Below are 19,547 nucleotides of genomic sequence, written 5' to 3'. Positions count from 1 at the left end.
CAGGTGATACGCGCTCCCTTAACCCTGTTTACCACCATTCCCGGCATCTAACGAAACCTCGGTTCCGTTTTGCGCCGGTTGCTTGCCTTTTAGCCACGGTGTGAGGATCGGAACCTCGGTCCCGTCGATCCGCTTCACCGTCTCGCCAAGCGCGACCGCGCGGCTGACGCTGGCGTTGTATTGGTCGCCGGTCCCTTTCAGCGCGGTCAGGGCCGTCGGCCCGCCAAGCGCTTCCGAAGAGAAACGGCCGTTCTGCGGCCCCGGTGCCGGAACCGAACCGGCAGCGAATGCGTCGATCAGCTCGGACAGCTTCTCGGCGGTGAGGTCCTCGTAGAAGTCCTTGCCGATCTGGACGACCGGCGCATTGGCGCAAGCCCCCAGACATTCGACCTCTTCCCACGAGAAACGACCGTCTTCGGACAGGGTATGCGGGGTCGCCGCGATCTTTTCCTTGCAGATCCGCACCAGATCCTCGGCGCCGCAGATCATGCAGGTCGTGGTGCCGCAGATCTGGATATTGGCAACCGAACCAACCGGATAGAGCTGGAACATGAAGTAGAAGGTCGCGACTTCAAGCGCGCGCATATAGGCCATGCCCAAAAGCGAGGCGCAATATTCGATCGCCGGACGGGTCAGCCAGCCTTCCTGTTCCTGTGCACGCCAAAGCACCGCGATGATCGCCGATTGCTGGCGGCCTTCGGGGAATTTGGTGATCTGGGCCTGCGCCCATTCAAGGTTGGCCGGCGTGAACTCAAAGCTCGCGGGCTGGATGGGCGAAAGACGGCGCAACATCAGCGGTCAACCTCTCCGAAAACGATATCAAGCGTGGCGATCAGCGCCGGAACATCGGCCAGCATATGGCCGTTTGCCATCCAGTCCATCGACTGGAGATGCGTGAAGCCCGGCGCGCGCAGCTTGGCGCGATAGGGTTTGTTGGTGCCGTCGGCAACCAGATAGACGCCGAACTCACCCTTGGGCGCCTCGACCGCGGCATAAACTTCGCCCGCCGGAACCTTGAAGCCCTCGGTATAGAGCTTGAAGTGGTGGATGAGGCTTTCCATGTCGCGCTTCATGTCGCCGCGTTTGGGCGGGGTCAGCTTGCCGCGCGCCAGAACGTCGCCCGCGGGTTCGGCGCGCAGTTTGGTGATCGCCTGCTTCATGATCTTCACCGACTCGCGCATTTCCTGCATGCGCACGAGGAAGCGGTCATAGCAGTCGCCGTTCTTGCCGACCGGAATCTGGAAGTCGAATTCGTCATAGCACTCATAGGGCTGCGAGCGGCGCAGGTCCCATGCGAGGCCCGAGCCGCGCAGCATGACGCCGGTATAGCCCCAATCAAGGCAATCCTGCTCGGTCACGATGCCGATATCGACCTGACGCTGTTTGAAGATCCGGTTCTCGGTCAGCAGCGTATCGAGGTCGTCGACCACTTTCGGGAAGGTCTCGCACCAGGCTTCGATATCGTCGATCAGCTTGGGCGGCAGATCCTGATGGACGCCGCCGGGGCGGAAATAGGCGGCGTGAAGGCGCGCACCACAGGCCCGCTCGTAAAAGACCATGAGCTGCTCGCGGGCTTCAAAGCCCCAGAGCGGCGGGGTCAGCGCGCCGACGTCCAGCGCCCCCGTGGTCAGGCCCATCAGGTGGTTCAGGATGCGGCCGATTTCGGAATAGAGCACGCGGATCAGGCTGGCGCGGCGCGGAATGGTCGTGCCGGTCAGCTTTTCGATCGCGAGGCACCAGGCATGTTCCTGGTTCATCGGCGCCACATAGTCGAGGCGGTCGAAATAGGGCAGGTTCTGCAGATAGGTGCGGCTTTCCATCAACTTCTCGGTGCCGCGATGCAGCAGGCCGATATGCGGGTCGGCACGCTCGACGATCTCGCCGTCAAGCTCGAGCACCATGCGCAAAACGCCGTGCGCGGCAGGGTGCTGCGGCCCGAAGTTGATGTTGAAATTGCGGATGCTCTGCTCGCCGGCCAGAATGTCCTGCGAACCGTCATCGTAAGTGTTCTTGCGGAAATCGCCGTCCATCACGCGCCGCCCTCCGGTTTGGATGCATATTGGGCCATAAATTCGGCCTCGGTCATGGTCGTGGTCTCGCCGGCAAGCGCATAGCTGGCCGGTTTGCAGTCGATGAACATCTCGTGCGTGACCGGAAAACGGCCCGGATCCTCGAAGGCCTGCACCGAAACGAAAGCCATCGTTCCGTCACGCGACAGCCAGGCCAGCGACGAGCCGCATTGCGCGCAAAACACCCGCTCGCCCCATTCGCTCGACTGGAACCGGCCAAGCGGTGCGTCCTTGTCGAAGCTCAGGTTGCCCGAGCAATCGGCCACGATGAACATCCCGCCCGAAAATTTGCGGCAAAGACTGCAATGGCAGACGCCCGCCTCGTCCGAGACCGGCGTGGCCTCCAGACGGCTGGCACCGCAGAGACAGGTTCCTGTCAGGGCTGCCATCACTTGCCCTCACTTTTCTCGTCGCCCGGAAGCACGTATTTCGCGCCCTCCCACGGCGAGAGGAAGTCGAACTGGCGGTATTCCTGCACCAGCTTGACCGGCTCGTAGACGACCCGTTTCTCGACGTCGTTCCAGCGCACCTCGACATAGCCCGTGGTCGGGAAATCCTTGCGCAAAGGATGCCCGCGGAAGCCGTAATCGGTGAGGATGCGGCGCAGGTCGGGATGACCCGCGAACAAGATCCCGAACATGTCGAAAATCTCGCGCTCGTACCAGTTCGCCCCAAGGAAAACACCGGTCAGCGTCGGGACCAGCTCGTCCTCGCGCACCGCAACCTTCACGCGGATGCGCTGGTTTTGATACATCGAGAGCAGGTGGTAGACGACATCGAACCGCGCCGGACGGGCCGGATAATCCACCGCCGTAATGTCGATCAGCGTCGAGAAACGGCAGGTCGGATCGCTGCGCAGAAAGTCGAGCAGCTCGATCACGCCCGAAAGCGTGGCGGTCACGGTCAGCTCGTCAAAGGCGATCTCGGTCGAGAGCACTTCGTTCGAGCGGCGGGCGGCGATTAGCTCGGCAAGGCTTTCCAGCGCTTCCGGGTCGATCTGGGCCATCTGTTACCTCACCAACGTGCCGGTGCGCCGGATGCGGCGCTGAAGTTGCAAAATGCCATAAAGCAGGGCTTCGGCAGTCGGAGGGCAGCCCGGAACGTAGATATCGACCGGAACGATGCGGTCACAGCCGCGCACCACCGAATAGGAGTAATGGTAATAGCCGCCGCCATTGGCGCAGCTGCCCATCGAAATCACATAGCGCGGCTCGGGCATCTGGTCATAGACCTTGCGCAGAGCCGGAGCCATCTTGTTCGTCAGCGTGCCGGCCACGATCATCACGTCGGACTGGCGCGGAGAGGCGCGCGGCGCGGCGCCGAAACGCTCGAGGTCGTAGCGCGGCATCGAGGTCTGCATCATCTCGACCGCGCAGCAGGCCAGACCGAAGGTCATCCAGTGCAGCGAGCCGTTGCGCGCCCAGGTGATGATGTCTTCGGCGGTGGTCAGCAGGAAGCCCTTGTCCTGCAGCTCGCGGTTCAGCTCGGCGGTCGCGACATCACGGTCGGCACCTGCCGTATTCAGCCCGGTCATCACGCCCATTCCAGCGCTCCCTTCTTCCACTCATAGGCAAAGCCGATGGTCAGCACACCCAGGAAAACCATCATCGACCAGAAGGCCACATCCGTCAGCCCGCCGAAACTCACGGCCCAGGGGAACAGGAAAGCCACTTCGAGGTCGAAGATGATGAACAGGATCGAGACGAGGTAGAAGCGCACATCGAACTTCATCCGCGCGTCGTCGAAAGCGTTAAAGCCGCATTCGTAAGCACTGACTTTTTCCGGGTCAGGGTTGCGAATAGCAATCACGACTGCCGCCAGCATCAAAACAATCGCAAGCCCCGAGGCCATTGCGAGGAAAACGAGGATCGGCAGATATTCGTGTAGCAGGTAATCCACGGAGTTAGGCTCCCTCTCGCGCGCAGGAACCCGTGTGGCGTCCCCGCGATGGGTTTGGCTTCAGCCCGTTTATCCCTGCATGAGGGCAGGGTCAACGGTCGCGCGTTGGCACCCTTGCGGCGAGAGGTGAATATTCGGCCTTTCGCCCAGCAGAAATGTCTTGCCCTGACGCATTTGAGTGACAGTCGAAAGTCGTGCCGAACTAATCTTGTGCGGGCGGCGCGCAAAGGGCCACGTTCTTTCGTCGCGGATTTCCCGCACCACACGGAGGACCGCCGAGCGAGCCTCCGAAAGCAGGGACAAGAGACAAGATTCGCAAGAATGCCCGAAGCTTAACCCTGTCCGTGATCCCTGCCCTTTTCGCTGCCCCGACCGATCGGCCCGAGATGGGTGTCGCCGAAACCGCTTTGCTGTTTGAGACCGAAACCGAAGCCTCGGTCCCCGCCGACATGGGCGAGCCACAGCAAACCCAGCGTGATCAGACCGACCTGCCCCGTCATCATGCCCAGCAAAACCAGCACCATGCCGACAGCATAGAGATGGAAGAGATTGTAAAGCGCCGCGCCGCGCCGCGGCCCGAGCAGATAGCCCGCCATCGACAGATCCGGCAGGGCCAGCACCACCAGCCACATCCACCACGGCCAGCCCGCCCCCGCCATGAAGGCGATCACCAGCGCGGTGGCGGCAATGATGCCGCCTTCGATCTTCTGCCAGTCTTCGGCGCTCATCCGTCCCTCTCAGCCTATTCCGCCGCATCCTGTTTGGCGCGTTCGAGCAGCGGACCGAGATAGCGGCCGGTATGGCTTTCGGCCTCGGCAGCAACCTCTTCGGGCGTGCCGACCGCGATGATGCGGCCGCCGCCGTCGCCGCCTTCGGGACCGATATCGATCAGCCAGTCGGCAGTCTTGATGACGTCGAGGTTATGCTCGATCACCACGACCGTATTGCCCTGATCGACCAGAGCATGCAGCACCTCGAGCAGCTTGCGCACATCCTCGAAATGCAGGCCCGTCGTCGGCTCGTCGAGGATATAGAGCGTGCGCCCCGTCGATTGGCGCGAAAGCTCCTTGGCGAGCTTGACACGCTGCGCCTCGCCGCCCGAAAGCGTCGTCGCCTGCTGGCCGACCTTGACGTAACCCAGCCCCACTTCGACCAGAGCATCCATCTTGTTGCGGATCGAGGGCACCGCCTTGAAGAACTCCTGTGCATCCTCGACCGTCATATCCAGCACATCGGCGATGGATTTGCCCTTGAAATGCACCTCGAGCGTCTCGCGGTTGTAGCGTTTGCCCTGACAGGTCTCGCAGGTGACATAGACGTCGGGCAGGAAGTGCATCTCGATCTTGATGACGCCGTCGCCCTGACAGGCCTCGCAGCGACCGCCCTTGATGTTGAAGCTGAAGCGCCCGGGCTTGTAGCCGCGCGCCTTCGCCTCGGGCAGGCCCGCGAACCAGTCGCGGATGGGGGTGAAGGCGCCGGTATAGGTCGCAGGGTTCGACCGCGGCGTCCGACCGATCGGGCGCTGGTCGATGTCGATGACTTTATCAAGATATTCCAACCCCTTGATCGTCTCGCAAGGCGCGGGCGTCTGGCGCGCGCCGTTGAGCCGCATCGAGGCGGTCTTGAACAGGGTCTCGATGGTCAGGGTCGATTTGCCGCCACCCGAGACCCCCGTCACGCAGACGAATTTCGCCAGCGGGAATTCGGCGGTGACATTCTTGAGGTTGTTGCCGGTCGCACCAACCACTGTAACTTTCTTGCCGTTGCCCATGCGGCGATGGGGCGCGACGGGGATCGAGCGCGTGCCCGAGAGATATTGTCCCGTCAGGCTGACCGGATTGGCCGCGATCTCGGCAGGCGTGCCCTGCGCCACGATATGGCCGCCGTGGACCCCTGCCCCCGGGCCGATGTCGAAAACGTAATCGGCATGACGGATCGCATCCTCGTCATGTTCGACCACGAGCACCGAATTGCCCTGATCGCGCAGGTTGATCAGCGTATCGAGCAGACGGTCGTTGTCGCGCTGGTGGAGCCCGATCGAGGGCTCGTCGAGAACATAAAGCACACCCGTCAGCCCCGAGCCGATCTGGCTGGCAAGGCGGATCCGCTGGCTCTCGCCACCCGAAAGCGTGCCCGCCGCCCGCGCGAGCGTCAGGTAATCCAGACCGACATTGACAAGGAAACCAAGGCGTTCGCGGATCTCCTTGAAGATCGCTGTGCCGATTTCGGCCTTCTGGTGGCTCAACTGGCCCGGCGCGGCATTGATCCAGTCCAAAGCCTCGCGGATCGAAAGCTGGGTGACCTGACCGATGTGGTTGCCCGCGATTTTCACCGCCAGAGCCTCGGGCTTGAGGCGGTAGCCGTGGCAGCTGCCGCAGGGGCGGTTGTTCTGGTAACGCTCGAATTCCTCGCGCACGAAGGCGCTGTCGCTTTCGCGCAGCCGGCGCTCCATATTCGGAATGACGCCCTCGAAGGCGCGGCCGATCTCGTAGATGCGGCCGGCATCGTCAAAGCGGAATTTGATTTCCTCTTCGCCCGAGCCGTAAAGGAACATCCTGCGGACGCCTTCCGGCAGATCCTTCCACGGGGTTTTCTTGTCGAAGCCGTAATGTTTGGCCAGCGCGTTGATCGTCTGGGTCAGATAGGCCGATTTCGACTTGGCCCAAGGCAGAAGCGCCCCGCCCGAGACCGAGAGGCTCTGGTCGGGCACGACAAGACGTTCGTCGAAAAACAGCTCCATCCCCAGACCGTCGCAGACCGGACAGGCCCCGAAAGGCGCGTTGAAGCTGAACAGGCGCGGCTCGATCTCGGGAATGGTGAAACCCGAGACCGGACAGGCGAAATTCTCGCTGAAGGTGGTGCGCAGCCCCTCGCCTTCGGAGGGCGCGGTTTCCAGTACGGCAATCCCGTCCGCCAGATCAAGCGCGGTGCGGAAACTGTCGGCCAGCCGCGTCTCCATCCCCTCGCGCACGACAATGCGGTCGACGACGACGTCGATGTCGTGGCGGAACTTCTTGTCGAGGGTCGGCGGCTCGTCGAGTTCGTAGAACTGCCCGTCGACCTTGACGCGCTGAAAGCCCTGCTTGCGCAGCTCGAGGAATTCTTTCTTGTACTCGCCCTTGCGGTCGCGAACGATCGGCGCAAGCAGATAGCCGCGCGTGCCGTCCTCCATTGCCATGACGCTGTCGACCATATCCTGAACCTGCTGCGCCTCGATCGGCAGGCCGGTTTCGGGCGAATAGGGCGTACCGGCGCGGGCGAAAAGCAGGCGCAGATAGTCGTAGATCTCGGTCACGGTGCCGACGGTCGAACGCGGGTTCTTCGAGGTGGTCTTTTGCTCGATCGAAATCGCGGGCGAGAGACCCGAGATCCGGTCGACATCGGGTTTTCCGGCCATATCAAGGAATTGGCGCGCATAGGCCGAAAGGCTTTCGACATAGCGCCGCTGCCCTTCGGCATAAATCGTGTCGAAGGCGAGCGAGGATTTCCCCGATCCCGACAGGCCGGTGATCACCACCAGCTTGTCACGCGGAATATCCAGATCCACGTTCTTCAGATTGTGCTCACGCGCACCGCGCACTTCGATGAACTTCTGTTCCATCGTCAGATCCCGTTTCCGCCAAGCGCATCAGATAGGCAGAGATCGCAAAAAGGCAACCTCAAAAAGTGAACAACACGCGAACACGCGCTTGCAAAAGATATATTACTCGGTCAGCTTTCCCCGACAGGACAGGAGGAGACCATGCCCGTTCAATCCTATCGCGGCGGCTGCCAATGTGGCGCGATCGATTTTGAGGTCGATGCCGATCTCGACCAGACCTTTACCTGCAACTGCTCGCGATGCCAGAAGATCGGCGCGGTGCTGACCTTTGTCGAAACCGGAGATTTCCGGCTGATCAAGGACGGCCCGGTCACCGAATATCTCTTCAACAAGATGATCGTCCATCACCGCTTCTGCCCGACCTGCGGGGTCGAATCCTATGCGATCGGCAAGGGACCGGACGGCAGCGACATGATCGCGATCAACGTCACCTGCCTTGAAGATGTCGATCCGCGCGCCCTGCCGAGCCGGCATATCAACGGCCGCGCGCATTGAGACGGCACCGGCCGCATTTTGTGGCCTAGCCGCCGGTGTGGCTCATGTGGCGGGTCATCTTGCCGTGAACGCCGCGCGAATAGTCGAAATCATGGCCCTTGGGCTTGCGCGAGATCGCCTCGCGGATCGCATCGACCAGCTGCGCATCATCCTCCGAGGCGCGCAGCGGCGCGCGCAGGTCGGCACGGTCCTCCTGCCCCAGACACATGAACAATTCGCCCGTGCAGGTCACGCGCACGCGGTTGCAGCTTTCGCAGAAATTATGGGTCAGGGGCGTGATCAGCCCGATTTTCTGCCCCGTTTCCATCAGCCGCAGATAGCGCGCCGGACCGCCGGTGCGTTCGGCCAGAGGCATCAGGGTAAAACGCTCCGCCAGCCGCTTTTGCAGGTCCGAGAGCGGCCAATATTGGTCGAGCCGGTCCTCGCCACCGATATCGCCCATCGGCATGACCTCGATGAAGGTCAGGTCGTGGCCCTGCTCGCCGCACCAGTCGACCAAACGGTAAAGCTCGTCTTCGTTGAAGCCTTTCAGGGCGACCGTGTTGATCTTGACGCGCAGCCCCGCCTTTTTCGCGGCCTCGATCCCCTCGAGAACCTGCGGCAGGCGGCCCCAGCGCGTGATCGCCGCGAAACGGTCGGGATCGAGCGTATCCAGCGAGACGTTGATGCGCTTCACGCCACAATCGGCCAGCTCGTCGGCAAAACGCGCAAGCTGGCTGCCGTTGGTGGTGAGCGTCAGCTCTTCCAGCTCCTGCCCCGCCGGCTGATTCAAATGGCGAGACATGGCGCGGAAAAAGCCCATGATATTGCGCCGCACCAAAGGCTCGCCGCCGGTGATGCGCAGCTTGCGCACGCCCAGCCCCACGAAAGCCGAGCACAGCCGGTCGAGCTCTTCCAGCGTCAGCAGCTCCGCCTTGGGCAGGAACTGCATATGTTCGGCCATGCAATAGGTGCAGCGGAAATCGCAGCGGTCCGTCACCGAAACGCGCAGGTAGGAAATCGGACGTGCAAACGGGTCGATGAGCGGTGCATTTATCATGTCTATTAGATAGTCCCGAGCGGGAAGGCGCACAAGGCGGCATGCATCAACCAAAAGCCTTGGCTTTTATGGACAGGGCCGCCAAGCCCCGTTAGCCTTTCCCCCAAGATCCCGCGACAGCGGCAGTGCCTTCGTCCTGCAAGGCGGCCTGCGCGCCAAGCCGCCTTTCGCGCCCGACCGCCTGTAATCGACCACCATCATGACGAGGCCCCCGATGATCCCTGCCCTCCCGCGTCTTTCGCTGATTCTGCCGCTGATTTCGGTTGCGGCGCTGGCCGCCTGCACCCAAGGCGGCGGCCTCATGTCCGGCAAGCGCGAAGAGCAGCCCCCCGCAAGCCAAAGCGCAAGCGCGGCGAGCGAAGCGGTTGTGGTCGCGACGGCAGCCGCTGCGCCGATCCCCCGCGCCTCGGCCAAAACCGCCGCGCAATTCGACACGACCACCACTGCGCAGAAGGCCGCCGCAGCCGCCCCGCCCGCCAGCGCGGAAAAGAAGCTCGGACTGACAGTCGCCTCGCTTGGCGATCCGACCCAGCCCGGTTTCTGGATCAAGACCCCGCTGGTCAAATCGGCCGGCAAGGGACGGATCGTCAATCCCGCCAACGGCAAATCCGCCAAAGTCGACCTCCAGCCGCTGGCCGGACCGGCAAGTTCGGGCAGTCAGGTCTCGCTGCCTGCGCTGCAATTGATCGGCATCAGCCTGACCGACCTGCCCTCGGTCGAGGTCTATCAGAACTAGCGCCGCGCGCGCGCAAGCACCCGCGAGCGCAGCCATGAAACGACAATGCCCCGCTTTCGCGGGGCATTTCTTTTGCTCTGCATCCTCTAGCCGGATCGGGTTTTATTCGACCGTCACCGATTTCGCGAGATTGCGCGGCTGGTCGACATCGGTGCCTTTGGCAACCGCGGTGTAATAGGCCAGATATTGCATCGGCACCGCATAAAGCACCGGAGCGAAGATCCCGCCCGAGACCGGCATGGCCAGCGTGGCGCGGCAGCCCTCGCCCGCAAGCGCCACCCCTTCGGCGTCCGAGATCAGCAGAACCTGCCCCAGACGCGCCATGACCTCCTGCATGTTCGAGACGGTCTTGTCGAAAAGCCCGTCGCGCGGTGCCAGCACCACCACCGGCAGATTGCGGTCGATCAGGGCGATCGGCCCATGCTTCAGCTCGCCCGAAGCATAGCCCTCGGCATGGATATAGCTCAGCTCCTTGAGCTTGAGTGCGCCTTCCATCGCGACGGGGAAAAGCCCGCCCCGACCGAGATAGAGCACATCGCTTGCCTCCGAGAGCCAGCTTGCCAGCTTGCGGCACTCGTCGCCCACCGCGAGCACCTGATTGAGCTGGCCGGGCAGCGCGCGCAATTCGCCGATCAGGCGGGCGCGCTCGGCATCATCGATATGGCCGCGGTCATGGGCCGCTTTCACCGCGAGCACGGCCAGAACCGCGAGCTGGCAGGTAAAGGCCTTGGACGAGGCCACCCCGACCTCGATCCCCGCCAGCGTCGGCAAGGCGATGTCGGTATCGCGCGCAATGGCCGAAGTACCGACATTGACCACGCCGACCGTCTTGGCGACCTTGCCCTTGACGTAATGGAGCGCGGCCAGCGTATCGGCGGTCTCGCCCGACTGGCTGACGAACATCGCCCAGCTTTTTGGCGAAAGCGGCGGTTCGCGATAGCGGAATTCGCTGGCGATATCGATGTCGCAGGGCAGACGGGCAATCGTCTCGAACCAGTATTTCGCGACCGATGCCGCGTAATAGGCCGTTCCGCAGCCCACCAAAGTCAGCCGGTCGGCCTGCGAGAAATCCAGCCCCTCGGGCAAAACGATGCGCTCGCCCTTGATGTAATGGTTGAGCGCATCTGCCAGAACCGAAGGCTGCTCGGCGATCTCCTTAGCCATGAAATGGCGGAAGCCGCCCTTGTCGATCACGGTCGAGCCGACATCGATCACCGCCGCCTCGCGGGTGACGGAACGGCCGTGGAAATCGGAGATCTCGACGCCGGCACGGCACAGAACCGCGAAATCGCCATCCTCGAGATAGGTGATGCGGTCGGTGAAGGGCGCAAGCGCCACCGCATCCGAACCCAGATACATCTCGCCGTCGCCGTGACCGATCGCGAGCGGGCTGCCGCGCCGTGCGGCCACCATCAGATCGGGCGCACCCTCGAACAGAAAGGCCAGAGCATAGGCGCCGTGCAGGCGCGAAACCGCCTTGCGCGCCGCCTCGACCGGCGCGAGGCCCTCTTCCATGTAGCGGCCGGTCAAAAGCGCGACGACTTCGGTATCGGTCTCGGATTCGGGCACCATTCCCGCAGCGACCAGTTCGGCTTTCAGCTCGCGATAATTCTCGATGATGCCGTTGTGGACGACCGCGACGGGACCGTGGCGGTGGGGATGGGCATTGGCCTCTGTCGCCGCGCCGTGGGTGGCCCAACGGGTGTGGCCGATGCCGCTTTGCCCCTGAAGCGGCAGATGGACGAGCCGGTCCGAAAGGTTGACGAGCTTGCCGACAGCGCGGCGGCGGTCGAGCCTGCCGGTGCTGTCGATGCTCGCGACGCCTGCGGAATCATAGCCGCGATATTCCAGACGCTTGAGCGCCTCGACCATCTGGGGCGAAACCTCGTGATTGCCCAAAATCCCGATAATGCCGCACATCAGTCTTTCACTTTCTGGCTGCGAAGAGCCTCGAACAGGCGGGTGGCGAGACCCGGTTTGGTGACCTGACGCGCGCGGCCAAGCGCCAGCGCATCGGCAGGAATATCGGTGGTGATGACCGAGCCCGAGCCCGTCATCGCCCGAGCCCCGACCTTGACCGGCGCCACGAGAATGGTGTCGGAGCCGATGAAGACATTCGGCCCGATCTCGGTGCGGTGCTTGGAGACACCGTCGTAATTGCTGGTGATCGTGCCCGCGCCGATATTGGTCGCCTCGCCGATTTCGGCATCGCCGAGATAGGTGAGATGGCCGACCTTCACCCCTTCGTGCAGCAGGCTGTTCTTGATCTCGACAAAGTTGCCGACATGGACATCGCCGCCAAGCTCGGCGCCGGGACGCAGACGCGCGAAAGGCCCGACCGTGGCGCCCGAGGATACATGGCAGCCCTCCAGATGGCAGAAGGGCATGATTTCCGCCTCGCTCTCGATGGTGACGCCTGCGCCGAAGACGACATTCTGCCCGATGACCGCATCACGGCCGATCATCGTATCCAGCGCGAACCAGACGCTCGAAGGATCGCTCAGCGTGACGCCGTTCTCCAGCGCCTCGGCACGGGCGCGCGCCTGGAAGGCAGCCTCTGCAGAAGCGAGCTCGGCGCGGGTGTTGATGCCCAAAGTCTCGGCCTCGTTCCCGATCACGACATCGGTGCGATGGCCTGCGGCACGCGCAATGCCCACGATATCGGTGAGGTAATATTCGCCCGAGGCATTGTCGTTGCCGAGCTGCGCGATCGCCTCGCGCAGGACGGCAGCATCCGCCGCGACCACGCCCGAATTGCACAAGGTGATCGCGCGGGTCGCCTCGTCGGCATCCTTGAACTCGACGATCTTCTCGAGCCCTTCGGCACCCATGACCAGACGCCCGTAGCGGCCCGGATCGGCGGCCTCAAAGCCCAGAACGCAAAACGCTGCCGGATGGCCGGCCAAAGCCGCCAGCGTTTCGGCGGTGATGAAGGGCGTGTCGCCGAAGAGGACGATAACGCGGCCCGCGAAGCCATCGAGCAGCGGCAGAGCCTGCGCTACGGCATGGCCGGTGCCCAATTGCTCGCTTTGCAGCGCGAGTTTCGCCTCGGGCTCGAATTTTGCGACCGCCTTGCCGACCTTCTCGGCGCCATGGCCGGTAACGACCACGATCGCTTCGGGGTCGAGGCTGCGGCCGGTGTTGAGCGCATGGGCAAAAAGCGGAACCGCGGCAAGCCGGTGGAGAACCTTGGGCAGGTCGGATTGCATGCGACTGCCCTGCCCCGCTGCCAGAATGATCAATGCGACGGGGGTCTCCGACATGTGGGGCCTCACTATTGTGGTTCATTTCTCTTGGCGGCCGTTCTACCGATATGGCGCGCAAGGGCCAAGGGTCCCGCGTTCACACATTTTGACGGAAGGTTACAATATGGCGGGCATGGTGGCGGGTATGGGCGCGGGCACGGTTGTTTTCGACCTCGACGGCACGCTGGCGGATACATCGGCGGATCTGATCGCGGCGGCGAATGCCTGCTTTATCGCGCGCGGCATGGGAGCTTTGCTCGATCCGGTGGCCGATCAACTCATCGCCTTCCACGGCGGACGGGCCATGCTGCGGGCCGGTTACGGCCGTCTGCCGCAAGACATGCTGCTCCCGCCCGGCGCCGAAGAAGAGGATTACCCCCGCCTGCTTGACCATTACGCCGCCAATATCGCCGAACACACCCGCCTGTACGACGGCACCGAGGCCGCCCTCGAGACCCTCGCCGCCGCGGGGCACAGGCTCGCGGTCTGCACCAACAAGCCCGAAGGCCTCGCCGAGACGCTCTTGCGCGAACTCGGGATCCGCGGGCATTTCCAAGCCCTGATCGGCGCCGATACTTTGCCCGTGCGCAAGCCCGACCCGCGCCCCTATTTCGCGGCGGTCGAAGGCGCAGGCGGCATTGCCGCGCGCTCGTTTCTGGTGGGCGATACCGAAACCGACCGCAAAACCGCAAGCGCGGCAGGGGTCAAGGTCGCACTGGTGGCCTTCGGCCCCGAAGGCCAGGCGCTCGAACGGCTCGCTCCCGATGCCATGCTGAGCGAATTCGCGGCACTTCCCGCGCTGGCCAAAGCGTGGCTCGGCTGAGCGCACAGGGGCAACGAAACAAGGGAAGTCGGGGCTTTGCCCGAACCCCAAGGTATTTCGCTCGAAGCGAGAGGGAGAAAGACTTTCTTAAGCTCTTCTTGCGATGATCGGACACGGTACAGGCAGAGGTGCCGATGACCGTTCAGAGCGAAGCGCCCCGATCCATGATGCCGATGGCCTGATCGGGGCGCGGACGCGGCTTGAGCGGGACTTGGGTCGGGGCTTCGCTTTGACGAAAATACCTCGGGGTGAGCCCCGAAAGGGGCGAGGGGCGGCGCCCCTCACCCTTGAAACCTGACGGTTTGCTTACTCGGCCTGGCTTGCAGGCTTGGCGTTGAGCATGCCGTATTGCTTGGCGCCCAGTGCCTCGTGCAGATCCAGCTGGGTTTCGAGGAAGTCGATATGACCTTCCTCGTCGGCAATCAGATCCTCGAACAGCGCCTTGGTGACGTAATCGCCGACCTTTTCGCAATGCTCGCGCGCTTCGATATAGAGCTTGCGCGCGTCATGCTCGGCCGCGAGATCCGCCTCGAGCGTTTCCTTGAGGTTTTGCCCGATCCGCAGCGGGTCGAGTTTTTGCAGGTTCGGATGGCCTTCCAGAAAGATGATTCGCTGGATGAGGCGGTCGGCGTGGTTCATCTCTTCGATGGATTCCGCGCGCGATTTATCCGCGACATGGCCGTAGCCCCAATCGTCCTGCAAGCGGTAGTGCAGCCAATACTGGCTGACGGCGGTCAGCTCAGACCGCAGCGCTGCGTTGAGATATTCGATGACCTTTACGTCGCCCTTCATGAACGGCTTCCTCTTTCCTGGTACGCAATCCCCGCAGAATGGGGGGTACGCCCAGATTATCGCAACCGCGCATGGTGTCCAGAAACAAGGGCATGCACCCGCCGCAGTCGGCGCGCTTGCCCAGAGCGTGATAGATCTTGCCCGGCGTGATGATCGTCTGGGGATCGGAGGCGCGCATCCAGTCGATGGCGGCTTTGATTTCGTGATCCGAGATCTGGGTACAGTGGCAGACGATCATGGCGCTTCCTCTTTGCAGATAACTTACCAAATCAATCGGACATGTAAAGCCTGACTGTTTCCATGCGACATTTCACATTGTCTTGAACCGCAGGCCCAGACCGGCCCTGCATGCCGCAAGTCGCGCTTGACCCTTGGCCCGCAGAGGCAGAGAACCACGCCATGAAACTCGACGATTTCGACTTTGACCTTCCCGAAGGGCTGATCGCGACGCGACCGGCCTCCCCGCGCAGCAGCGCGCGTTTGCTCGTGGCCGAGGGGGGCGCGATCCGCGATCTCCATGTGCGCGATCTGACCTCGGTGTTCCGGCCGGGCGATCTGCTTGTGCTCAACGACACCCGCGTCATTCCCGCCCGCCTGACCGGCACGCGTCGGCGGATGACGGCGCAGGGCGAGGTCGAGGCCAAGATCGAAGTTACCCTGCTCGAGGCGGCCGCGGACGGCAGCTGGCGCGCGCTGGCCAAGCCTTTGCGCAAGCTCAAGCAGGATGAAACCATTCGCTTTTCCGACACGCTCTCGGCCCGCGTCACCGCGATTTCGGATGCCGGTCTGACCCTCGCCTTCGATGCCGGCGGCGAGGGTTTCGAGGCCGAGCTCGCCCGCGTCGGCGCCATGCCGCTGCCGCCCTATATCGCCGCCCTGCGCGCGCCCGACGAGCGCGACCGCGAGGATTACCAGACTGTCTGGGCCAAGAATTCCGGCGCGGTTGCCGCTCCGACCGCAAGCCTCCATTTCGACGAGGCGCTGCTTGCCGAGCTGCGCGACATGGGCGTGCGCTTCGTTTATGTCACGCTGCATGTCGGCGCGGGGACCTTCCTTCCGGTCAAGGTCGAGGATGTCGAAACCCACCGCATGCATGCCGAATGGGGCGAGGTCACGCCCGAGGCTGCCGCCGCGATCAATGATGCCAAAGCCGAGGGCGCGCGCGTCATTCCGGTCGGAACCACCGCGCTGCGCCTGATCGAATCAGCGGCGCGCGAGGACGGAACCGTTGCCCCCTTCGAGGGTACGACGGATATCTTCATCTATCCCGGCTACCGTTTCCGCGCGGCAGATGCGCTGATGACGAACTTCCATTTGCCTAAGTCCACGCTGCTCATGCTGGTCAGCGCGCTGATGGGACAGGAGCGTATCCGCGAGATCTATGGACATGCCGTGAACTCCGGCTATCGTTTCTTCAGTTATGGCGATGCTTCCCTGCTGATTCCCTAGGATTTTTCATGCTTACGGTCCTGCGCACCACCTGGCCCCTGCTTTTAGGCATTTTGCTTTTGATGGTCGGGAACGGGATGCAGGGCACCCTTTTGGGCATCCGCGGCAACATCGAGGGCATCGCGCCGGGCCAGATGTCCTATGTCATGGCCGCCTATTTCTGCGGTTTCCTGCTGGGAAGCCGCCTCGTGCCCGACATGATCCAGAAGGTCGGCCATGTGCGGGTCTTCGCCGCGCTCGGCTCGCTGATCTCGGCGGTGCTGATCCTTTACGCGGTGGTGCCGAACTGGATCGCCTGGTCGCTTCTGCGGCTGATCATCGGCTTTTCGTTCTCGGGGGTCTATATCACGGCGGAAAGCTGGCTGAACGCCAGCGCCACCAACGAGACCCGCGGTCAGGCGCTTTCGGCCTATATGATCGTGCAAATGCTGGGCATTATCGGCGCGCAGATCCTCATGAACACTGCCGATCCCGCCGGCTATCTGCTCTTCGTGATCCCCTCGGTGCTGGTCTCTTTCGCCTTCCTGCCGATCCTGCTTTATCCGCAGCCCGCGCCGCAGTTCACCACGATCAAGCGCATGAGCTTCGCCCGTCTGTTCCGGACCTCGCCCCTCGGCTGCGTCGGGATTTTCATGATGGGCGGAGTGTTTTCGGCCATCTTCGGCATGGCCTCGGTCTGGGGCTCGATCAAGGGCCTTTCGGTACGCGAGATCTCGTCCTTCGTGGCCGCGATCTATGTCGGCGGGCTGGTGCTGCAATATCCGATCGGCTGGCTGTCGGACCGGACCGACCGCCGCCAATTGGTGCTGGCACTTTCCGCTTTCGGCACGATTGTCGCGGTCCTGACCATTCTGGCCGATCCGGGGATCGTCGGGCTGCTACTGGCGGCGGCTGCAATCGGCGGCGTCGCCAATCCGGTCTATTCGCTGCTTTTGGCCTATACCAACGACTTTCTCGACCAGAGCGATATGGCGGCGGCCTCGGCCGGGCTGCTGTTCATCAACGGCGTCGGCGCCATGACCGGCCCGATCATCACCGGCTGGCTGATGACCATCGCCGGCCCCAACGGCTTCTGGCTTTATATCGGCCTGCTGCTGGCGGTGCTGACCGGCTATGCCGGCTGGCGCATGACGCGCCGCCCCTCGCCCGCGCTCGACCAAAGCTTCGCGGTGATCTCGCCGACGGCAACCCCGCTCGCGGTCGAGGCAGCGCTGGAATCGGCGGGCGGGGATGATTCGCCCAACAACCCCGCGAACTGAACCTGCCCGACAAGCGCCCGAAGGCGCGCGCGTCAGCCGCGCCGCCCCTTGGCCTTGAACCGCCGCTCCGCCAATGCCAGCATGGGGGCCAAGACAGGAGAAGACCACATGCCCCATCAGCACATCATCCGTTTCTGGGTCGACGAAATCGGCGAAAAAGGATGGTACGAGCGCTCCGACGACACCGACGAGATGATCCGCGCGCGTTTCCTGCCCCATTGGGAAGAGGCAAAGCCGCTGACCGACGACTGGTGCCACAGCGCGGAGCACATGCTGGCGGCCGTCATCCTGACCGACCAATTCCCGCGCAATATGTTCCGCGAGGACGGCCGCGCCTTCGCAACCGATGCGCTGGCGCGCGAAATCGCCGATAAAGCCATCGCCCAGGGTTTCGACCTCGCGACGCCGATGCCGATGCGCCAATTCTTCTACATGCCCTTCATGCATTCCGAATCTTTGGCCGATCAGGACCGCGCGGTTGCCCTTTGCGGCGAATTCCTGACCGAGGACAGCCACCGTCACGCGATCCTTCACCGTGAAACCATCCGCGTTTTCGGGCGCTTTCCCTGGCGAAACGCCATGGTCGGCCGCGAAACCACGCCGGCGGAACAGGCCTTTCTCGACCTTGGCGGCTATGGCGCGCTGGTCACCGGAAGACTCTCGCTTGAAGCGCTTCGGGAAATGGTTTAACGCTCAACTATCTTCAGCGACGAGGGGGAAGCCGATGACGCAAACGTTCGACATGGTGGTGATCGGTTCCGGTCCCGGTGGTTATGTCAGTGCCATTCGTGGCGCACAGCTGGGGCTCAAGGTCGCCGTGATCGAGCGCGAGCATCTGGGCGGCATCTGCCTCAACTGGGGCTGCATCCCGACGAAAGCGCTTCTGCGCTCGGCCGAAGTCTTCCACCTGATGGAGCGGGCCAAGGAATTCGGTCTTTCGGCCGACAAGATCGGCTATGATCTCGCAGCGGTCGTGGGCCGCTCGCGCGGGGTCGCCAAACAGCTTTCGGGCGGCGTCGGCCACCTGCTCAAAAAGAACAAGATCACCGTGATCATGGGCGAAGCGACCCTGACTGGCCCGACCAAGCTTTCGGTCAAAACCGACAAAGGCACCGAAGAAATCATCGGCAAAGCCGTGGTTCTGGCCACCGGTGCTCGCGCCCGCGAACTGCCCGGCCTCGAACCCGACGGCAAGCAGGTCTGGAACTACAAACACGCGCTCAACCCGCCGCATATGCCCAAGAAGCTTCTGGTCATCGGCTCGGGCGCGATCGGCATTGAATTCGCGAGCTTCTTCAACACGCTCGGCGCCGATACCACCGTGGTCGAGGTCATGGACCGCGTCCTGCCGGTCGAAGATGCCGAAATCTCGGCTCTGGCCAAGAAGCAGTTCGTCAAACAGGGGATGAAAATCCTCGAGAAGACTTCGGTCAAGAAACTCGACCGCGCGGCCGGCAAAGTCACCGCCCATATCGAGGCGAACGGCAAGGTCGAGACGCAGGAATTCGACACGGTCATCTCGGCTGTCGGCATTGTCGGAAACGTCGAAAACCTCGGTCTCGAGGCTGTCGGCGTCAAGATCGACCGCACCCATGTCGTGACCGACGAATATTGCCGCACCGGAGTGCCCGGCCTCTATGCGATCGGCGACGTGGCCGGCGCGCCCTGGCTTGCCCACAAGGCCAGCCATGAAGGCGTCATGGTCGCGGAGCTCATCGCAGGCCAGAAACCCCATCCGATCAAGCCGAATTCGATCGCGGGCTGTACCTATTGCCACCCGCAGGTCGCCTCCGTCGGCCTGACAGAGGAAAAGGCGAAAGCCGCAGGCTACGACATCAAGGTCGGCCGTTTCCCCTTCATCGGCAACGGCAAGGCGATTGCTCTGGGCGAGCCGGAAGGCCTCGTGAAGACGATCTTCGACGCGAAAACCGGCGAGCTTCTGGGCGCGCATATGATCGGCGCCGAAGTGACCGAGCTCATTCAGGGCTATGTCGTCGGCCGCACGCTGGAAACCACCGAAGCCGAGCTGATGGAAACCATTTTCCCGCATCCGACGCTTTCGGAGATGATGCACGAATCCGTGCTCTCGGCCTACGGTCGCGCGATCCACTTCTGAGTGGCATGAAAAGGGGCGGTCCCG

The 19,547-nt window shown here is 63.0% G+C and carries 20 protein-coding genes; 7 read left to right on the top strand and 13 right to left on the bottom strand.

Features of this window, described 5'->3' with window-relative positions; genetic code table 11:
* Positions 1 to 18: 18 nt before the first annotated feature.
* The 8 genes from nuoE to uvrA all read right to left on the bottom strand — a co-directional run bounded on the left by nuoE (position 19) and on the right by uvrA (position 7,569).
* Positions 19 to 792, bottom strand: a complete 774-nt coding sequence (nuoE, locus tag ACFFUC_RS18950; protein ID WP_377688487.1) for an NADH-quinone oxidoreductase subunit NuoE — start codon at positions 790 to 792, stop codon at positions 19 to 21.
* Positions 792 to 2,030, bottom strand: coding sequence for an NADH-quinone oxidoreductase subunit D (locus ACFFUC_RS18945; protein ID WP_377688486.1), 1,239 nt, complete (start codon positions 2,028 to 2,030; stop codon positions 792 to 794). Before ACFFUC_RS18945 ends, nuoE begins: the two co-directional genes overlap by 1 nt.
* Entirely contained in the window at positions 2,030 to 2,458 is a 429-nt protein-coding gene (locus tag ACFFUC_RS18940; protein ID WP_377688485.1) for a GFA family protein, read from the bottom strand. The genes ACFFUC_RS18945 and ACFFUC_RS18940 overlap by 1 nt, the downstream gene beginning before the upstream one ends.
* Entirely contained in the window at positions 2,458 to 3,075 is a 618-nt protein-coding gene (locus ACFFUC_RS18935) for an NADH-quinone oxidoreductase subunit C (RefSeq protein WP_377688484.1), read from the bottom strand. Before ACFFUC_RS18935 ends, ACFFUC_RS18940 begins: the two co-directional genes overlap by 1 nt.
* Positions 3,076 to 3,078: 3 nt before the next feature.
* Positions 3,079 to 3,612, bottom strand: a complete 534-nt coding sequence (locus tag ACFFUC_RS18930; protein WP_377688483.1) for a NuoB/complex I 20 kDa subunit family protein — start codon at positions 3,610 to 3,612, stop codon at positions 3,079 to 3,081.
* Positions 3,603 to 3,968 carry an NADH-quinone oxidoreductase subunit A gene (locus ACFFUC_RS18925; RefSeq protein ID WP_377688482.1) on the bottom strand — a complete coding sequence of 122 codons (366 nt, stop codon included), beginning with the start codon at positions 3,966 to 3,968 and terminating at the stop codon, positions 3,603 to 3,605. Before ACFFUC_RS18925 ends, ACFFUC_RS18930 begins: the two co-directional genes overlap by 10 nt.
* Positions 3,969 to 4,300: 332 nt before the next feature.
* Positions 4,301 to 4,696, bottom strand: coding sequence for a DUF4260 domain-containing protein (locus ACFFUC_RS18920; RefSeq protein ID WP_377688481.1), 396 nt, complete (start codon positions 4,694 to 4,696; stop codon positions 4,301 to 4,303).
* 14 nt (positions 4,697 to 4,710) lie between these two features.
* Positions 4,711 to 7,569, bottom strand: coding sequence for an excinuclease ABC subunit UvrA (gene uvrA, locus ACFFUC_RS18915; RefSeq protein WP_377688480.1), 2,859 nt, complete (start codon positions 7,567 to 7,569; stop codon positions 4,711 to 4,713).
* Between the two features lie 141 nt (positions 7,570 to 7,710).
* Here uvrA and ACFFUC_RS18910 point away from each other — a divergent pair, with 141 nt between their 5' ends.
* Positions 7,711 to 8,064: a GFA family protein gene (locus tag ACFFUC_RS18910; protein WP_377688479.1), complete on the top strand. Its 354-nt coding sequence runs from the start codon at positions 7,711 to 7,713 to the stop codon at positions 8,062 to 8,064.
* A 25-nt stretch (positions 8,065 to 8,089) separates the two neighbouring features.
* On the opposite strand, the gene moaA is transcribed toward ACFFUC_RS18910, so the two are convergent.
* Positions 8,090 to 9,103 (bottom strand): GTP 3',8-cyclase MoaA, encoded by a 1,014-nt coding sequence (moaA, locus tag ACFFUC_RS18905; protein ID WP_377688478.1) that lies wholly within the window; start codon positions 9,101 to 9,103, stop codon positions 8,090 to 8,092.
* A gap of 214 nt (positions 9,104 to 9,317) precedes the next feature.
* On the opposite strand from moaA, the gene ACFFUC_RS18900 reads away from it, so the two are divergent.
* Positions 9,318 to 9,839 (top strand): hypothetical protein, encoded by a 522-nt coding sequence (locus ACFFUC_RS18900; RefSeq protein ID WP_377688477.1) that lies wholly within the window; start codon positions 9,318 to 9,320, stop codon positions 9,837 to 9,839.
* Positions 9,840 to 9,941: 102 nt separating this feature from the next.
* Here ACFFUC_RS18900 and glmS read toward each other — a convergent pair whose 3' ends face one another.
* Both glmS and glmU read right to left on the bottom strand, forming a co-directional pair.
* Positions 9,942 to 11,759, bottom strand: a complete 1,818-nt coding sequence (gene glmS, locus ACFFUC_RS18895; protein ID WP_377688476.1) for a glutamine--fructose-6-phosphate transaminase (isomerizing) — start codon at positions 11,757 to 11,759, stop codon at positions 9,942 to 9,944.
* Positions 11,759 to 13,102, bottom strand: coding sequence for a bifunctional UDP-N-acetylglucosamine diphosphorylase/glucosamine-1-phosphate N-acetyltransferase GlmU (glmU, locus tag ACFFUC_RS18890; RefSeq protein ID WP_377688475.1), 1,344 nt, complete (start codon positions 13,100 to 13,102; stop codon positions 11,759 to 11,761). Before glmU ends, glmS begins: the two co-directional genes overlap by 1 nt.
* 106 nt (positions 13,103 to 13,208) lie before the next feature.
* Between glmU and ACFFUC_RS18885 the strand changes: the two genes are divergently transcribed.
* Positions 13,209 to 13,907 (top strand): HAD-IA family hydrolase, encoded by a 699-nt coding sequence (locus ACFFUC_RS18885; protein WP_377688474.1) that lies wholly within the window; start codon positions 13,209 to 13,211, stop codon positions 13,905 to 13,907.
* Positions 13,908 to 14,213: 306 nt separating this feature from the next.
* Here ACFFUC_RS18885 and bfr read toward each other — a convergent pair whose 3' ends face one another.
* Together bfr and ACFFUC_RS18875 are read right to left on the bottom strand one after the other, a co-directional pair.
* Complete coding sequence (bfr, locus tag ACFFUC_RS18880; RefSeq protein WP_377688473.1) at positions 14,214 to 14,699, bottom strand: bacterioferritin; 486 nt, start codon at positions 14,697 to 14,699, stop codon at positions 14,214 to 14,216.
* Positions 14,647 to 14,937: a (2Fe-2S)-binding protein gene (locus ACFFUC_RS18875; protein ID WP_377688472.1), complete on the bottom strand. Its 291-nt coding sequence runs from the start codon at positions 14,935 to 14,937 to the stop codon at positions 14,647 to 14,649. Before ACFFUC_RS18875 ends, bfr begins: the two co-directional genes overlap by 53 nt.
* Positions 14,938 to 15,098: 161 nt before the next feature.
* On the opposite strand from ACFFUC_RS18875, the gene queA reads away from it, so the two are divergent.
* The 4 genes from queA (at position 15,099) to lpdA (ending at position 19,523) form a co-directional block, all read left to right on the top strand.
* The gene (queA, locus tag ACFFUC_RS18870) at positions 15,099 to 16,148 is read left to right on the top strand and encodes a tRNA preQ1(34) S-adenosylmethionine ribosyltransferase-isomerase QueA (protein WP_377688471.1); all 1,050 of its coding nucleotides are present in this window, start codon (positions 15,099 to 15,101) and stop codon (positions 16,146 to 16,148) included.
* 8 nt (positions 16,149 to 16,156) lie between these two features.
* Positions 16,157 to 17,407, top strand: coding sequence for an MFS transporter (locus ACFFUC_RS18865; RefSeq protein WP_377688470.1), 1,251 nt, complete (start codon positions 16,157 to 16,159; stop codon positions 17,405 to 17,407).
* Positions 17,408 to 17,515: 108 nt separating this feature from the next.
* Positions 17,516 to 18,097: a DUF924 family protein gene (locus ACFFUC_RS18860; RefSeq protein WP_377688469.1), complete on the top strand. Its 582-nt coding sequence runs from the start codon at positions 17,516 to 17,518 to the stop codon at positions 18,095 to 18,097.
* 34 nt (positions 18,098 to 18,131) lie between these two features.
* A complete protein-coding gene (lpdA, locus tag ACFFUC_RS18855) occupies positions 18,132 to 19,523 on the top strand; it encodes a dihydrolipoyl dehydrogenase (protein ID WP_377688468.1) in 1,392 nt (463 codons plus the stop codon).
* Positions 19,524 to 19,547 lie beyond the last annotated feature (24 nt).

The organism is Paracoccus cavernae (assembly GCF_042430175.1).
Classification (GTDB): Bacteria; Pseudomonadota; Alphaproteobacteria; order Rhodobacterales; family Rhodobacteraceae; genus Paracoccus; species Paracoccus cavernae.
The sequence above is the reverse complement of the archived record's forward strand: the minus strand, read 5'-3'. Positions and strand labels throughout refer to the sequence as shown.

Excerpts from the sequence above, each read along its gene's own strand:
- nuoE (WP_377688487.1), bottom strand. The coding sequence starts at position 792 with ATGTTGCGCCGTCTTTCGCCCATCCAGCCCGCGAGCTTTGAGTTCACG.
- ACFFUC_RS18945 (WP_377688486.1), bottom strand. The coding sequence starts at position 2,030 with ATGGACGGCGATTTCCGCAAGAACACTTACGATGACGGTTCGCAGGAC.
- ACFFUC_RS18940 (WP_377688485.1), bottom strand. The coding sequence starts at position 2,458 with ATGGCAGCCCTGACAGGAACCTGTCTCTGCGGTGCCAGCCGTCTGGAG.
- ACFFUC_RS18935 (WP_377688484.1), bottom strand. The coding sequence starts at position 3,075 with ATGGCCCAGATCGACCCGGAAGCGCTGGAAAGCCTTGCCGAGCTAATC.
- ACFFUC_RS18930 (WP_377688483.1), bottom strand. The coding sequence starts at position 3,612 with ATGGGCGTGATGACCGGGCTGAATACGGCAGGTGCCGACCGTGATGTC.
- ACFFUC_RS18920 (WP_377688481.1), bottom strand. The coding sequence starts at position 4,696 with ATGAGCGCCGAAGACTGGCAGAAGATCGAAGGCGGCATCATTGCCGCC.
- uvrA (WP_377688480.1), bottom strand. The coding sequence starts at position 7,569 with ATGGAACAGAAGTTCATCGAAGTGCGCGGTGCGCGTGAGCACAATCTG.
- ACFFUC_RS18910 (WP_377688479.1), top strand. The coding sequence starts at position 7,711 with ATGCCCGTTCAATCCTATCGCGGCGGCTGCCAATGTGGCGCGATCGAT.
- moaA (WP_377688478.1), bottom strand. The coding sequence starts at position 9,103 with ATGATAAATGCACCGCTCATCGACCCGTTTGCACGTCCGATTTCCTAC.
- ACFFUC_RS18900 (WP_377688477.1), top strand. The coding sequence starts at position 9,318 with ATGATCCCTGCCCTCCCGCGTCTTTCGCTGATTCTGCCGCTGATTTCG.
- glmS (WP_377688476.1), bottom strand. The coding sequence starts at position 11,759 with ATGTGCGGCATTATCGGGATTTTGGGCAATCACGAGGTTTCGCCCCAG.
- glmU (WP_377688475.1), bottom strand. The coding sequence starts at position 13,102 with ATGTCGGAGACCCCCGTCGCATTGATCATTCTGGCAGCGGGGCAGGGC.
- ACFFUC_RS18885 (WP_377688474.1), top strand. The coding sequence starts at position 13,209 with ATGGCGGGCATGGTGGCGGGTATGGGCGCGGGCACGGTTGTTTTCGAC.
- bfr (WP_377688473.1), bottom strand. The coding sequence starts at position 14,699 with ATGAAGGGCGACGTAAAGGTCATCGAATATCTCAACGCAGCGCTGCGG.
- ACFFUC_RS18875 (WP_377688472.1), bottom strand. The coding sequence starts at position 14,937 with ATGATCGTCTGCCACTGTACCCAGATCTCGGATCACGAAATCAAAGCC.
- queA (WP_377688471.1), top strand. The coding sequence starts at position 15,099 with ATGAAACTCGACGATTTCGACTTTGACCTTCCCGAAGGGCTGATCGCG.
- ACFFUC_RS18865 (WP_377688470.1), top strand. The coding sequence starts at position 16,157 with ATGCTTACGGTCCTGCGCACCACCTGGCCCCTGCTTTTAGGCATTTTG.
- ACFFUC_RS18860 (WP_377688469.1), top strand. The coding sequence starts at position 17,516 with ATGCCCCATCAGCACATCATCCGTTTCTGGGTCGACGAAATCGGCGAA.
- lpdA (WP_377688468.1), top strand. The coding sequence starts at position 18,132 with ATGACGCAAACGTTCGACATGGTGGTGATCGGTTCCGGTCCCGGTGGT.